This is a genomic window from Neobacillus mesonae (assembly GCF_023715155.1).
In the GTDB taxonomy this organism is placed as follows: domain Bacteria; phylum Bacillota; class Bacilli; order Bacillales; family Cytobacillaceae; genus Neobacillus; species Neobacillus mesonae_A.
The window spans coordinates 20519-36195 of sequence record NZ_JAMBNQ010000032.1 but is presented as its reverse complement, the minus strand read 5'-3'; the positions used below and the strand labels follow the sequence as shown (position 1 = coordinate 36195).

Here is a 15677-nt window from a genome sequence, read left to right as displayed (position 1 = left end):
ATCAAAAAGACGTACATTCACAGTTAAGTAGATGAGAGAAAAGCTTATAACGAGGAGGAACGAAAATGAATAAGAAGAAACTTATTAAAAAAAGCGCGGGCTTTGCTTTAACAGTTGCATTAACCATTCCTGCCCTCACGCCGGCAGCTGCAGCAGGTCATAATGAAGGACATAAATATGGGCATAATGCAGGACATAGTAAAGTAACGATTGATTCGGTTAAATTTAATGGCATGCCAGCACCTGCTGACATTGACCAAATGGTAGACACTTATTCAACTGCCTCTGTTGATGTAAAATACAGCGATGGAAAAGTGAAAAACTTCCCGTTAACCTATAAAAAGCTTTTTAAATCAGAAGATAAAGTAGCTATGAATAAAGGTGAACTGATTGCTGCAGGTACTCCGATTGATTATAATGGGAACCCAATCATGGATCATAGTGTACCAGGAAATCCTGTACCATTTGTATCTGATGCACCGGATTCCAATAGCCTGCTCAATCCGATTAAAGGAAAACTGTACATGGTCACCCATTATGAATACCAGACAGTAGATGCAGCAGGAGAATCTGCATACGGTGTTGTACCTGCATCCATGTCACTAACCACGTTGGACCAAGATAAGAAGACTGGCGACCTTACAGCTAAAGAGGTTAAGAAAATTGATTTTTCAAGCGTGAATGGACTTTGGATTCCTTGTAATGGTTCCCTTTCGCCTTGGAATACTCATTTAGGGTCGGAAGAATATGAGCCGGATGCCCGTAATTTTGAACTTGATGCCAATTCATCTGCAAGAACACAGGTTGAAAGCTTCGCCCAGCTTTACTTTGGCGATAAATCAAAAGCAAATCCATATTTCTATGGATACGTTCCAGAAATCCAAGTCAAGAACAATGGCAAAGTTAAAGTCGAGAAACATTACAGTCTTGGCCGTTTCTCACATGAGTTAATGAAAATGATGCCGGACAACCGTACTGCTTACTTTGGTGATGATGGAAGCAATACAGGCTTGTTCATGTATGTGGCCGATAAAGCTAAAAAATTATCAGCCGGTACACTATATGCTGCTAAATTCAATCAAACAGGGACGGAAAATGGCGGTTCTGGTGATTTAGAATGGATCAAGCTGGGGCATGCCAAAGATCAAGAAATTAAAAAGCTGATTGATAAAGGGATTCAATTCAGCGATATTTTTGAAACCTCTGACGTACCAAAGGAAGGCTTTAAAGCGATTAAGCAATACTCCTATGGTGATACAGAATATCTGAAACTAAAACCTGGTATGGAAAAAGCAGCAGCATTTATGGAATCACGCCGTTATGCAGCATATCTTGGGGCAACAACTGAATTCAACAAAATGGAAGGTGTTACGTATAACGCCAAAGATCAAAAGGTATATATGGCGATTTCTGACCAAAGCAAGGGCATGGAAAAAGATACATCAGGCTCAGGGCTGCAAGATGATATTCAATTGCCAAAAATTAAGTCTGGTGTTACCTATCAATTAGATTTAAATGCCGGTCAAAAGGATGAAAACGGCAAAGGCATTCAAAGTAAATATGTTGCATCCTCGATGTCTGGATTAATCGTTGGTGAGGATCTTCCAACTGCGGATGCATATGGCAACACTGCCAATGTGGACAAGGTAGCTAATCCTGATAACTTAAGTTACTCTGAAGAAATGAGAACATTATTTATCGGCGAAGACAGCGGAAAGCATACGAATAACTATGTCTGGGCCTATAACGTTGATACTAAAGAGCTATCCCGGATTTTATCAAATCCTGCAGGGGCAGAATCAACCGGCTTATTTGCTGCCGATGATCGCAACGGATTCTCCTATATTATGAGTAACTTCCAGCACCCTGGAGACGAAGTGGATGGAAAAGATATTACTGCTGTTAATAAAGAAGAATTATTAAAGGAAATGGATAAAGAAATCGGCATTAACAAGACAGGCGGTATCGGGTATATTTCCGGCCTGCCATCATTTACGAATAAGTAATTCTTTGTTTCCTTTACACCTGAAAGTGTCAGCATTTAACTCTAAATTGCTGACACTTTCTTTAGTTTGGGAAAAGGCCGCATCCTTAAATACTTGTGACACGTGAAGAAATGCACCAATAAAAGAGGATTTTATTTCCTATAAAGCGGCAATTATCGACTATTCCCCAAATGTGAAATACTATATGAACGTTTGTTTAAAACAGCCTAAAGCACTGCTAAATCAACATTTTACTCAAACACCTTTAAAAATTTTGTCATATAATTGTGATAATTATTTCCAGAGAAATAAACATTATTCCCCAGAAAATGATCTTTTTTATAAAAAACCAAACCATTCTACAAATATTCTCTTATTCCAACATCCTCAATTGTTTTGTCCATGCTTGATGCCTTTTATAATGATAATCTCATTGGCACGTTTTTTAAAAAGCAGTGTAAGACCAAATTTACCTCCCATGCTCCATGAAAAAACTTTTTCTCTAAGCTGGAAGGAGACAGGGAAAGGGTGTTGAAAAAATAAGGTATAAAACTTTTTGGGGGGAATGGAAAATTAGAATGAAAGTTCATTTTTTTGATGGAGCCTTAATAAAAGAGTTCCTTTCAGCGTTATCGGTTGTAAGTTTACTGCTTTCATTTGTATTGATTGTGGTGGAAATTCCTGAAGAGTATAAATGGATAACCGGTTTAATCTTGGGCCTCTTATTCATCATTTTTTATTTCTTTTTATGGATAAGGGCGAACCTGCTTACCAAGGTGAGACTGACGATCAACCATTCTACGGTGGATATTAAATTTGGGGACATTTTTACAGAAAGCGAATTAAAGGTGATTGCGTTTAACGAGTATTTTGATACAGAGGTTGATAATAAAGTGATTTCGGAGCGGTCTCTTAATGGGATGTATATAAATAGAATGATTCCTAACGTTAGTGAGCTGGATCTCTTAATGGACGGTGATGAGCGTTTGAACGAAAACCTGCTGGAAATAAACAGCGGGAGGAGCCGTGGGAAAAAGAAAAGATACAAGCTAGGCAGCATTTTCCAGCATCATGATTATTTATTAACTGCCTTTTCCAGGTTTGATACTGACAATCGGGCTTTTTTATACATGGAGGACTATGTAAACTTTTTACTTCATTTTTGGAATGAAATTGATGTTGTGTACAGCGGCAGGTCGGTGTCTATTCCATTACTTGGTTCAGGAATCACCCGATTTAAGGAATACAATATGATCACAGATCAAGAGCTGCTGGAGTTATTACTATGGTCATTTAAAATCAGCAGAATTAAATTTTCTTATCCTTCAAAGATGTCGATTGTCATACATGAATCAAAAAAGGATAAAATAAATTTATATACATTAAAGGCATAGCGCATACTATGCCATTCCAAAAAGAGGGAATTTTTGATATAATTAGGGTAGAAAATACTTTTCGGAGGAATCATGACCAAAATCAAACCAAAATTATTTATCGGATCCGCTAAAGAATCGATTGAATATGTTGATGCTATTCATGAATCACTTTCTCATGCAGCAGAGGTTACTCCTTGGTCAGCAGGAGCATTTCTCCCCTTAGAATATAATATGGAAACCTTGGAACGCCAATTAGATGAAAATGATTTTGCTGTATTTGTATTTTCACCGGATGATGTCGTAAATATTCGCGGCACCATCACATTTACGACAAGAGACAATACACTGTTTGAAATGGGGTTATTTTGGGGAAGGTTAAGAAGAGGAAGAGTGTTTTACATGATTCCCGGTACCATACCTGAGAATGAAGAAGCTAAAGGATTCCGGCTGCCTTCTGATTTAGATGGTCTTACGGTCTTACGATATGAAATCCGCAGTGACAATAATTACACAGCAGCTGTTAATGTCGCATGCAGAGCCATCAAACGGAAAATAGCTGAGTTAAGTTTCTTCAAGGACCCAGCAAAGCTTTTAGCAGAAGCGCAGGCAAATATGGATAAAGATTATGCGTTAATCCGCATACTTCGAACGCTGTCTAAACGGCTCTTAAGTGATCCTTCCAAAAAATTCGAATACCTGCAGGAAGCGGTTCGAAATGCTTACCAAGCACCAGATTATTATTATGTGGAAGCTATTGGCGTTTGGCTGGCAGAGGGGCAGGAGGGCTTAAGACAAATCGCTGGAAATGATGGCCAAGGGGAATTTTATCCATTCCATATAAATGAAACCCGGGAAGATACGGAAAGAATCGTCGTCATTGATTGCTTTTTGCAAAGTACGGAGTTAGTTTTTCAAAAAAATAGTACAGCCTTTGATAATACCTATGTATTGTGTTACCCTATAGGGAACCAATTAGTTCTAACGGTTGCAATAACGGGAAAAAGGACCTTAAGTCAAGAAGAGATTGACGAGATCTTCCTCGATAATTATAACCTTTTAAGCACAATCAATACGATTTTTGGAGGTGCGTCTTTATGAGCAAGTCGGTGGTTGTTAAATTAAACAAAAATGCCTACAAACTGGGTGAAGCGGTTGCCGGTATAAGAGCCGTCATTCCCGCCAAACATGGAAAAGAAGAATCCGGAAAAGTCATCTATAAACGAAAAGCAGATTATCATGAAGACCCATTTAAAAAACGGGCTTAAACAAAAGAACGGAAATGAGAGGGAGGATCACCCCTCTTTTTTTGTCTTTATAAGGGGACTGACCCCCATAAAATACGAACAATTAATAGTAAATTAGCCCTAAATATCCGTATTTTTATTGATGAAAAAGAAACGTATTTGTTATACTTAAATAGTAATAATTGTATAAAGTAATACTCGTATATGCTCAGTAATATGGTCTGAGTGTCTCTACCTGGCTCCCAATAAAGAGCTGGACTACGAGTTGAAGTATTTGGTATTATACCGCAATCTTTGTGTTTTGGGGTATTGACTAACTTTGACTCTTTCAGGTCTAAAGGGTAGATTCATTCTATCATTTAGACTTTTTTTATTGGGCTGTATGACAAACGAACAAATAACAAGGGGAAAAGGAGAGTTTTTTTTCATGAACAACATAAGAAAGAAATCCATGGCATTTGCGGCCGCTGCAGTACTGCTTTTATTCATGTTTGCAGGATACAATGCTGCTTCCAAAACTGAAACGAAAGCAGAAGCAACCCAAAGACCCATTTTGATTCAAGGTCCAATGCCTATTGAAGCCGAAAACTTCGCCAAAAAATTAGATAAAGTAAAAGTTGAAAAATCGGGGAATTTTATTTTTTATAAAGGGAAAGTGGACAAGTATCCTGTCATCGTAGCGAAAACAAGTAAAGGAATGGAGAATACAGCTGCTGCAACCGCATTGGCAATTGAAAAATACCATCCTATCGCCATCATCAATCAGGGAACATCTGGCGGACATGATCCAAATTTAAGTGTATTTGATATTGTTTTAGGAAAAAGAGTGGTCAACATTGGCTCGTTAAAAACCGAGACTGCCGGGGAAAACGAAGGAATGGACCCATCTAAATGGGTTCCAATGGATTTAATGGCTTCTGAAGGAAGTGCTGGAGAAGACCCTGATGCTGAGAAAATCCGCTACTATGAGGGAGATAAAAAATTACTTGAAGCGGCTAATGCCGTAAAAGATCAATATACGAAGGGAAAAGTGGTAGAAGGCACCATTGGTTCAGCGGATGTCTGGAACAATGAAGTGGACCGCATTAAATGGTTCCATGAAAAGTACGGCACCTCTGTCGAAGAAATGGAAGGGGCGGCGGCAGCTCAAATTGCTGATGCCTATGACACCGCATTTCTTGGCATCCGTATTCTATCCAACAACAAAACAAACGGCGGCACATACAATCCAAACACAGCAGCAGCCAACCAAGAATATGTCTATAAAGTCGTTAAAAAATATATTTCTACTTTGAAATAATAGATGAAAAGCAGGGGAGTTCAATTCCCCTGCTTTTTCATCTTAAATCTATTCTCCTACGATCTTAGCACCCTTTAACATATCATCAGTTAAAGTAATTCCTTCTTTTTCAGCCGCTTTTTTATTGATCATCAGCTGAAGGTTTTCCGGATAGCCGACTGGAATTTCACTTGGTTTCTTTCCTTTTAAAATTTCAACAGCCATTTTACCGGTAGTGTATCCTAGGTCGTGGTAATCAAAACCATATGACGCAAAGGTTCCGCGTTTGACAGAGTCCCCTTCACCGACAAAAGTTGGAATTTTATGCGCATCTGCTACTGTAATAACAGATTCAAGAGCAGATACGACCGTGTTATCCTTAGGAATATAGAATACGTCTGCACGTCCAACCAAAGAATCAGCTGCCTGCTTCACTTCGGAACTGGTGCTAATCGTTGTCTTAACAGCTTCTAGACCGGCTGCCTTTAGCGCTTCCTCCGCATTTTTAACATTGACGACAGCGTTTGGTTCGCCGCTATTATAGATGATGCCTACTTTCTTGGCGTTCGGAATAAACTTTTTAATGGCAGCAATTGTATTCTTTATCGCTTCCGGATGGGTATCAGACGTACCGGTTACATTTCCGCCTGGCTTTTCGATGCTTTTAACGAGCTGGGCCCCGACTGGATCGGTAATGGCCGTAAACAAGACTGGAATGGTCTTCGTCGACTGGACTACTGCCTGGGCACTCGGAGTAGCAATCGCTAGAATAAGATCATTCTTGTCTGACACCAATTTTTGTGCAATAGGCATATTGGTATTCATGTCCCCTTGGGCATTTTGGTAATCTATCTTTAAGTTTTTACCCTCTTCATAGCCGGCATCTTTTAGTGCCTGTATAAAACCCTCTCGTGCAGCATTAAGAGAGGGGTGCTCAATCAGCTGGGTAATGCCGATTTTTACTACCTTCTCTTTCTTTTCTCCAGATGTTCCAGATGTTTCCTTGCTTCCTGATCCGCATGCGGACAGCAATAATAACAATCCACACAACATAATGGCTAATCTTTTTTTCATTTTCTTCCTCCCCTAAGCTCTTCGACTACATTCCTTCTTTTTTGAAAAATAGTCTTAGATGTTCTATTTAAAGATTAATAATATTCAGATTCTAGCATTAATAGAGGTGAAAAACAATATAGCTTTTAGAAAATTTAGCAAAATATGTGGAAATTTGCTTCAAACGACAGCCGGAATATTTTTATTACCATTTTCCTTTATTTACCTATATAGGATTATTGTATAATAAATCTATATTTCTAGTTCTAAAGGCGAAGGAGTTAAGATATGAACAAGGCAGGTTATCAAGAGTTGGATCCAATGGATTCGCTGCTATTGGCGGCATCGGAAAATCCGGATAAACGGTATCCATTTTACCTAGCATTATTGGACTGGGAACTGGTAGTGCCTGGGACAGCGGCAGCCAGCGGCGAGGATCCTGATGAAATAGAACTTTCTTTAAAATACATCGAAGTGGAACAGGAATTAATTCTTCCCGTTTTTTCCAGTCAGGCTAAATTTCAAACAATTTTTCAAGGCAAGTATTCTTATGTAAAAATTGATGCCCGGGAGCTGCTGCCATTAATTGAACCGAAAGCTTCCCTTGTGCTGAATCCTGGCTTTGACCTGGCAAAACAAATCATCCCTGAAGAAATCGAGACTTTAAAGGACGGAAGCATTCTGCAATACTTTTTTGATGAGATGAGTCCGGAAGCAAAACGGGAATTTTTGACAGAACGCATGGTGGAAGTGGCTGAAACGACGCTTGCAAGCATATCAGAATGTCTGCGAGGCTTTCCTTCGATTAAAAAGGCTTATCTTACCAGCTTTTTTGATCCGGTGAAAGGCGGTGTACCGCGGCCGTTAATTGGGTTAGAAGCAGATGACGAGGGGAATACACAGCTTTTATCCATAGTTGAAGCAGTCGAAAAAAACGTTCCAGAGAAACTGAAATTTGAATTTGCCATCCTGCATAAGGAACTTCCTTTGACATGTTCTACTGTTCAGGAAGTCAAGCCCTTCTATGTAAGGGATTCTGAAGATCAATTACGAACCATGTTTCGATAAGCTAACAGAAAGGAGACACGTGTTTATCTAAAAATGGATGTTAAGGTGAGCAGTGTCAAATCGGTGAATCACTTGAGCCGCAATGAATTTTCTAATGGAGGTACCCGCAGGAATCAAATTTTGCAGGTAAGATAGGGACTTGATATAAAATAGCCGGCAGAAGAAATCTGGGGTGTTATAAAAGACAGTTTTACCAGATTTGAGGCGACTGCTGTCTTTAAGAGGCTGTCTTGAGGACAGTTTCACTAGATTCGGGGGAGGTTTCAGTCTTTAAGAAGCTGTCTTGAGGACAGTCTTACCAGAATTGGAAAGGTTTTGGTCTTTAAAAGTCGTTCTTAAAGAAAGTTTTACCAGATTCGAGACCATTTCTGTCCTTAACAATCCATATAAAAGCCATTTTCCCTAGATTCGAAGCAAATTCCGTCTTTAAGGCCCCATGTAAAAGCCAGCTGCACTAAATTTCAAACATGTTCTAAGGCCCGATCTTAAGGGCAGAATCACGAATTCCGTTGCCGCTTTTGTCTTTATAACCGCTCAGCGGCAAATATCAGCTATCAGCTGGCTGCACGGCTTTAAATGCAGGTTTTCCCATTATCATCTAGAGCGTGATATCTTTTATTTAGGCTGTTTTCGTAAACTATGTTGTTATGCCAAGAAAAGCGGTGGTTTGTTCTATTAGCGGACTCTGCGAGAAAGCTGGATTACAGGATAGCCCCCTTGGAAGTAAAAAATAAGCGGAAGTTTTCCCGTTATTTGCAAAATGAAGCTTAAATAGTAAAAAATAAGCGGAGTTTTTTCCGTTATTCAATGAAAAGCACCCGATTTTAGCAGTTTAAAATCAAATAAGGGAAATTCCTCCGTCTATTTCGGCTAATTAACATCCGATTTCCTAAATAACGGGAATTTCTACCTCTATTTTTTGAACGAAATCTTAAAAAGGGTGCAAAAAGCAACAATCTTTTAGAAAAGAGCCTTTATTTAAGTGGGGCAGCATTCTAGCGGGTCAATCATTTTTTTAAAAGTGAAATTGGATTACTAAAGAGATTTGTTGATTCATAATATGATAAAAGCTAAATCATCTACCTAAAATTAAATAAAGAGAGGGATGTGGGATAATGGGAAAAATTGAAGCGGTTGTGTTTGATTGGGCAGGCACGATGATTGATTACGGCTGTTTTGCCCCACTTGAGGTGTTCTTGGAAATCTTCCGCAAACGCGGTGTGGACGTAACGGTGGCGGAAGCAAGAGAACCGATGGGAATGTCAAAAATCGAACATATTCGGACACTTTGTCAAATGCCTCGTATTCGGCAGGAATGGGTGAACACATATGGAAAAGAACCTGGGGAAGAGGATGTAGTGAAAATGTTCAATGACTTTGAGAACATTCTGTTCAATCTATTGCCTGATTTTTCAACACCGATTCCAGGTGTCCTTCAGCTTGTAGAGCGGTTAAGAGAAAGAGGAATCAAGATTGGTTCTACTACCGGCTATACGAAAGAGATGATGGACATTGTCGTTCCGAATGCGAGAGACAAAGGGTATTCTCCGGATTGTTATGTTACTGCTGATGATGTGAAAGCAGGCCGGCCATATCCGTGGATGTGTTACCGTAATGCGATGGAGCTTGACGTGTATCCAATGAACCGGATGATAAAAGCGGGGGATACACCAATGGACATGATAGAAGGAAAAAATGCAGGCATGTGGGCAGTAGGTGTCATTTTAGGCAGCAGTGAACTGGCCCTGTCCGAAGAAGAAGTAAAACAGATGGATGGCCCCTCTTTAAAACTAAAAATGGAAGCAGTACGCCAGCGCCTAATAGGGGCAGGCGCCGACTTTGTGATTGACCGTATTTCTGATCTTGACCAAGTGATAGACCAAATAGAAAGCCTTTAAACGCATTTTTGAAAAACACGGTTTATATTGAGCCGTGTTTTTCCATGTGCTTTAGATTCCCCTATCTTATCAAATCCAGCTTCTATCTACTCGAATGATAGGTAATGCTAAGCTGTTTCATCTTTCAAAATCCAGCTTCTATCTTCTAGAATGATAGGTAATGCCAAGCCGTTTCATTTTTCTTATAAGATTAGCATGATCCAGGCCAAGCTGTGCTGCGGCTAAGCGTATGCTTTTGGAGTTTTGTAATGCGGTTACGATTAGCTTGGTCTCAAATTGTTTCATAGATTCCTTTAAGCTAAGATTCCCGGTTGATGGCGTTTCATGAATCAGTTTAGTGTTTTCGTCTGGATGATCTTCTTCTGGTAATTCAAGAGCCCAAGAATTATTAATATGTTCCGGTAAGTCATAGGGGGATATTTCCGGTAGTGGTGTAGAAATGACAAGGAATTCTATGACGTTTTTAAGTTCACGAACATTACCAGGCCATGAATAGTTTTCCAGTATCGATAATGTTTCCGGTAAGATCCTTTTTTCTATTTGATATTGATGGCAAAAGGCTTGAGTATAGGTTTCAATAAGCCTCCCGATATCATCTTTTCTTTCACATAGCGGTGGAATTTGTAAATGAACAACATTGATTCTATACCAGAGGTCTTCACGGAATTTCTTCATATGAACAAGCTGCTTTAAATCTTGATTCGTAGAGCAAATTAATCGGAAGGATAGTTTCTTGGATGTAACATCGCCCACGCGGGTAACGATTTGATCCTGTATAACTCGTAGCAGTTTCGTCTGTAATGGTAAAGGAATTTCTCCAATTTCATCTAACAATATGGTCCCATTGTCGGCTTGTTCGAATAATCCTGGCTTTCCTTCCCTTCTGGCGCCGGTAAAAGAACCGCTTGCATAGCCAAATAATTCAGATTCAAATAGTTCGGCTGGGATGGCAGCGCAATTTACTTTGACAAATTTCCCTTTTCTTTCGCTCATTTGGTGAATCAGATTGGCTAATACTTCTTTTCCGGTTCCCGATGGTCCAGTAATGAGAACGGGTGCAGGGTAGGGAGAAATTTGTTTGATCTTATCATATAAATTTCGCATTTTGGTGCTTTGAAAAACAATGGTGGGATCCTTAGGAAATATAAGCTTTTGCTCCTGATCCAGAGGAAGGTTGGCATGTTCTGCTTTTTGGAGCTGTTTTTGCAAATGATTTAAATAGGTTACATCTCTTACACTGGTAACAACCATTTTAATTTTCTTTTCGTGATTTTTTTCAGTATGAAATACTGGTGTAGCTGTAACCACAAAGAACTTTTTCTTTTTAATTTCTTGCATGATCGTTACCGTTTGTTTTGATTGTAATGCCATATAGGAGGCAGATCTATCAAAATACCCTGAAAATACAAGATCACGGATGTCTTTTCCTATCACTTCTTCACGGGCAATCCCCGTCATATTTTCATATGCTCTGTTCACTTCTAATGTGATTCCTTTTGAATCGACAACATAAAGACCGTCGGAGGAAAAGTTAATGATGGTTCGAAGTTGTTCGTTGGATTCCTGTAGATGAAGAATTTCCTGTAATAAATCCTTTTCTATAAGATTCATTGATTTGACACCCCCATTAAGTTGTCATTTAAACACCATAAGTGGTGATAATTATACACCGTCTTCATTTATTTTTATCAGAATATTTGGATTTAATCAACTATATCATTTGGCACGAAAGTTGCAATAGTTTACTAGTGAGGACTACATAAATTTTAATAGGAGTGATTACATGTCTGTATTGAATCTGCCACGTCATATTTATATTGAAAGCGGTATCATTAATAAGTTAGGGGAATTTGTAAAGGCACATAAAGGAAATAGGGTTTTTATTATCATGGACTCCTTTTTGGCAAGCTCTCCGATTGATCTCGATAAAAGGGTAGAAGGTATTTTAGCGAAAGAAAACTTAAATATTTCCTTTTTCAGTGATTATGCTGGAGAGCCGACAACAGATCATGTGAAAGCTGCCGTAGAAAGATTAAACAGCTTCAATGGTGATTGTGTGATAGCCATCGGCGGCGGAAGTGCCATTGATATCGCTAAGGCTGTTTCCTTATTTGGGAAAGATCCCGAGATTAAGTGGGATGAAATACGCAGCAGACCGTGTTTGAATAGATTTCCTCTTTTGGCTGTTCCAACCACGGCGGGTACAGGATCGGAAGCCACAAGCATTATGGTGATTACAGAGACTGAGACTAGTTTTAAAATGAATCCAAGCCATCCCGATTTAATTCCGGATGCAGCCATTCTGGACCCTGAATTAACGGTCAGTCTTCCAAGCCATTTTACAGCATACACTGGAATGGATGCCTTAACTCATGCGATGGAAGCATATGTTTCCAACCGTGCGACACCTATGACAGATTTCTTTGCTCTTGAGGCCATTCGGATTGTGGGAAGAGCATTGCCAAAAGTATATCAAAACGGATCAGATGTTGAATCACGGAAGGATATGATCCTAGGAAGCTGTTATGCGGGAATTGCCTTTACAAATGCGTCTACTAATCTTGTTCATGCTGCCGGCCGTCCATTGGGAGCTCGTTTTCATATACCGCATGGTCTAAGTATTGCCCTTTTACTGCCTTTTGTTATGAAGTTTGGGCTTGAATCCGCAAAAGAACGCTATGCCGATGTAAGTATTGCGTTAGGAGAAGATCCGTCATTGAACAAGGATGAATTGGCAAAAAGGAGTATTGAAATTATTGAAGAATTTAATAATCAGTTCAGAATTTGGGAAGATGGGAAGAAGTTTATAAATCCAGAACAGCTGATGGAGGCGATTCCGACACTTGTTACGGATGCATTATCTGGTAACGGAATACTAACAAACAGAAAAGTTCCAAAAGATCATGATATTGCCGTAATTTTTAACCTGTTAGCTGAAAGACTGTCTGTTTCGTCATTAAACCATAGTTTGCAATAAGACTATTAAAAGAGTTCATTTTGAAGGAATTAGGCGATTACCCTGGTATTGCCTGATTCCCCGAAATGATGTTACTATTTTTTTCAATACTGCTGCAGAATTTTGCACTCTCCCAATCTAAATTGGCACTTTCATTTTTCTATCTATCAAGAGTAATAACATCATAAATCTCCATCTAGTAAAAAACCCAGGTACCAAAACATTTTTAGTAAAAAAAATTAGGAGGTAATTTATGGCTAACACAGATAAAGGTATGTTGAGGCGGGTAGTGGGTTCAAGTTTAATTGGTTCAACGATTGAATGGTATGATTTCTTTCTATATGGGGTGGTTGCAGGGATTGTCCTTAACAAATTATATTTTCCTGCACATGACCCTCTTGTCTCCACATTACTTGCCTATGTTACCTTTGCAGTTGGATTTGTCTCGCGTCCTTTAGGAGGAATTATTTTCGGCCACTTTGGAGATAAAATCGGCCGAAAGAGCATGCTGATTATCACGCTGACCATTATGGGGGCCAGCACCACTTTAATTGCCGTTATTCCAACCTATGAGCAAATTGGAATATGGGCGCCGCTCACTTTACTTCTGATGCGGATTATTCAAGGAATTGGTTTAGGCGGCGAGTGGGGCGGTGCGGTGCTTATGACATTTGAACATGCCCCAAAAACAAAACGCGGATTGTATGCGAGCTTCCCGCAAATTGGATTATCTATCGGTCTTTTATTATCTTCAGGTGTTGTCGGTCTTCTATCTTCTACATTGACTGACAGCCAATTTATGAACTGGGGATGGCGGGTTGCCTTTGGTCTCAGTGCTATTATGATATTTGTTGGTTTATGGATCCGGTTAAAAGTATCTGAATCACCAGAATTCCAAAAGGTAAAAACTCAAAATACGGAATCAAAAGTACCTTTCAAAGAAATGTGGCGCGGGCATACCGGCAACATTATCGCTGGAATGGGCGCAAGGTATATCGACGGCGTTTTCTTTAACATCATGGGAGTCTTCTCCATTACTTACTTGACTACCAGTCTTGAAATTTCTCGTACTACTGCATTATTAGGGGTATCCGCAGCCGCTTTTGTGATGTGTTTCTTCATTCCTTTATTTGGACATATTTCCGATCGTGTCGGCAGAACAAAAACCTACGGAATCGGCAGTATTATTACCGGCATCTCAGCGGTACCGGCTTTTTGGCTGATGTCCATCAGCGGCGGTAATGATGCAGTTATTTGGTTATCAATCATTATTCCTTTTGGCATATTCTATGCTGCGGTCTATGGTCCGGAGGCCGCCTTATTCGCTGAATTATTTGAAACAAGGGTAAGATATACAGGAATGTCATTTGTTTATCAATTCTCTGGAATATTTGCAAGCGGGATGACCCCAATTATTGCTACAGCACTGCTAAAATATAATAATGGATCCCCGACTTTACTTACTTTATATGTTGTATTCTCCGGTATTGTCAGTGCATTGTCCGCACTTTGGATTTACAAACGTAAAAAGAGCTTAAAAAATATAAATAATGCAGAATCGGATATTGCAACTATTCAATCATAGGAAATAATAAAAATGCTGATTTCCCACGTGGAAGTCAGCATTTTTATTATTTCCATGCCCATATTATTGTAAATTATTCATACATCCTGTACACTAGTCTTCGTCCTGCTATTATGGGCACAAGTTTTTATGTACAAAAAGATTTCCTATATAGGCAGTCTAGCAATCCTAGATTTTATAAGCCATTACATTTCGGAAAAATTTCTCATGCTATTCTATATAATGAAAGAAATTGACAGATCGTTTGGAAAAAAAGAAGAACAATACGAACAAATCAGCAACCAGGTAAGATTCATTAAGTAAATGAAGGAGTTTAGGTGGTTATGCAGGTGCTTCAAAAAACACAAACTATAGTTCGCTATCAAACACAAAATGGTAAGGTCTCTTATGGAATGGTCGAGGATGATGACATTTTACAATTGTCCAGCGATTTTTCTGAAATTGTCAATCATGAATTGAACTTTGATGGTGTCAGAATAAAATACAGCGATGTGAAGATTTTGGAGCCGGTCGTACCTTCCAAACTTATTAACTTTGGCTGGACCTATGCCGGACACGCAATTGAGACCGGGGGAAAGGCCCATCTCAAAGAACCATTTCTATTTTTAAAACCCACATCATCCATCATTCCAGATCAGGGGAATATTATCCTTCCCCCAAGTGATTTAACCGATCAGGTCGAGATGGAGGGGGAAGTCGCACTCATTATTGGAAAACAGGCCAAAAATGTAAGGGAAGAAGAGGCATTGGATTATGTTTTTGGCTGTACGATATTTAATGATGTAACAGCCAGGGACCTGACAAAAAAGGATCCCCAGTTCACCAGAGGAAAAGGGTTTGACACCTTTGGTCCGCTGGGGCCGTGTATCGTGACCGGTATTGACCCAACCAATTTGCAGATTGTGACCAGATTAAATGGAGAAGTAGTGCAAGAGGGCAACACGAATCAGATGTCCCTTTCCATTCCATACCTGATCAGCTGGATTTCACAGGTCATGACACTGGAGCCGGGAGATGTCCTGGCCACTGGTTCCCCGTCAGGAAGCTGCCCGATGAAATCAGGAGATAGGGTGGAAGTAGAAGTAGAGAAGATTGGCAGACTAAGCAATTATGTAAAATAAATGCAGCTTGAGTTTAAAAGGCATAGTATACACTAATGGTATAGTATGCCTTTTTTTATTGATAACCGGAAGGCCGGGTCTGGGGACTTGTTGGCAGATTCACCGTTTTTGT

12 protein-coding genes and 1 riboswitch are annotated in these 15677 nt (G+C 39.5%); of the genes, 10 read left to right on the top strand and 2 right to left on the bottom strand.

Going from position 1 to position 15677, the window contains the following annotated elements:
- The first annotated feature begins 65 nt into the window (after positions 1-65).
- The 5 genes from M3183_RS20305 (at position 66) to M3183_RS20285 (ending at position 5905) form a co-directional block, all read left to right on the top strand.
- A complete protein-coding gene (locus M3183_RS20305) occupies positions 66-2006 on the top strand; it encodes a PhoX family protein (protein ID WP_251472500.1) in 1941 nt (646 codons plus the stop codon).
- Positions 2007-2563: 557 nt separating this feature from the next.
- Positions 2564-3379 carry a macro domain-containing protein gene (locus M3183_RS20300; RefSeq protein WP_251472499.1) on the top strand — a complete coding sequence of 272 codons (816 nt, stop codon included), beginning with the start codon at positions 2564-2566 and terminating at the stop codon, positions 3377-3379.
- A gap of 72 nt (positions 3380-3451) precedes the next feature.
- The gene (locus tag M3183_RS20295; protein ID WP_251472498.1) at positions 3452-4459 is read left to right on the top strand and encodes a TIR domain-containing protein; all 1008 of its coding nucleotides are present in this window, start codon (positions 3452-3454) and stop codon (positions 4457-4459) included.
- The gene (locus M3183_RS20290; protein ID WP_251472497.1) at positions 4456-4626 is read left to right on the top strand and encodes a hypothetical protein; all 171 of its coding nucleotides are present in this window, start codon (positions 4456-4458) and stop codon (positions 4624-4626) included. The genes M3183_RS20295 and M3183_RS20290 overlap by 4 nt, the downstream gene beginning before the upstream one ends.
- Before the next feature lie 157 nt (positions 4627-4783).
- A riboswitch (purine riboswitch) is annotated at positions 4784-4886 on the top strand.
- Between the two features lie 146 nt (positions 4887-5032).
- Complete coding sequence (locus tag M3183_RS20285; RefSeq protein WP_251472496.1) at positions 5033-5905, top strand: 5'-methylthioadenosine/S-adenosylhomocysteine nucleosidase; 873 nt, start codon at positions 5033-5035, stop codon at positions 5903-5905.
- A 48-nt stretch (positions 5906-5953) separates the two neighbouring features.
- Here the strand turns inward: M3183_RS20285 and M3183_RS20280 are convergent, their stop codons facing one another.
- On the bottom strand, positions 5954-6958 hold the full coding sequence (locus M3183_RS20280) for an ABC transporter substrate-binding protein (RefSeq protein ID WP_251472495.1): 1005 nt from the start codon (positions 6956-6958) through the stop codon (positions 5954-5956).
- 267 nt (positions 6959-7225) lie between these two features.
- Between M3183_RS20280 and M3183_RS20275 the strand changes: the two genes are divergently transcribed.
- Together M3183_RS20275 and phnX are read left to right on the top strand one after the other, a co-directional pair.
- Positions 7226-8005, top strand: coding sequence for an enhanced serine sensitivity protein SseB C-terminal domain-containing protein (locus M3183_RS20275; RefSeq protein WP_251472494.1), 780 nt, complete (start codon positions 7226-7228; stop codon positions 8003-8005).
- Between the two features lie 1115 nt (positions 8006-9120).
- Positions 9121-9903, top strand: a complete 783-nt coding sequence (phnX, locus tag M3183_RS20270; protein ID WP_251472492.1) for a phosphonoacetaldehyde hydrolase — start codon at positions 9121-9123, stop codon at positions 9901-9903.
- Between the two features lie 138 nt (positions 9904-10041).
- On the opposite strand, the gene M3183_RS20265 is transcribed toward phnX, so the two are convergent.
- Positions 10042-11514 (bottom strand): sigma-54 interaction domain-containing protein, encoded by a 1473-nt coding sequence (locus tag M3183_RS20265; protein ID WP_251472491.1) that lies wholly within the window; start codon positions 11512-11514, stop codon positions 10042-10044.
- A 172-nt stretch (positions 11515-11686) separates the two neighbouring features.
- Between M3183_RS20265 and M3183_RS20260 the strand changes: the two genes are divergently transcribed.
- The 3 genes from M3183_RS20260 (at position 11687) to M3183_RS20250 (ending at position 15565) form a co-directional block, all read left to right on the top strand.
- The gene (locus M3183_RS20260; protein ID WP_251472490.1) at positions 11687-12880 is read left to right on the top strand and encodes an iron-containing alcohol dehydrogenase; all 1194 of its coding nucleotides are present in this window, start codon (positions 11687-11689) and stop codon (positions 12878-12880) included.
- Between the two features lie 232 nt (positions 12881-13112).
- The gene (locus M3183_RS20255) at positions 13113-14444 is read left to right on the top strand and encodes an MFS transporter (RefSeq protein ID WP_251472489.1); all 1332 of its coding nucleotides are present in this window, start codon (positions 13113-13115) and stop codon (positions 14442-14444) included.
- 323 nt (positions 14445-14767) lie between these two features.
- Positions 14768-15565 carry a fumarylacetoacetate hydrolase family protein gene (locus M3183_RS20250; RefSeq protein ID WP_251472488.1) on the top strand — a complete coding sequence of 266 codons (798 nt, stop codon included), beginning with the start codon at positions 14768-14770 and terminating at the stop codon, positions 15563-15565.
- The last annotated feature ends 112 nt before the right edge of the window (positions 15566-15677 follow it).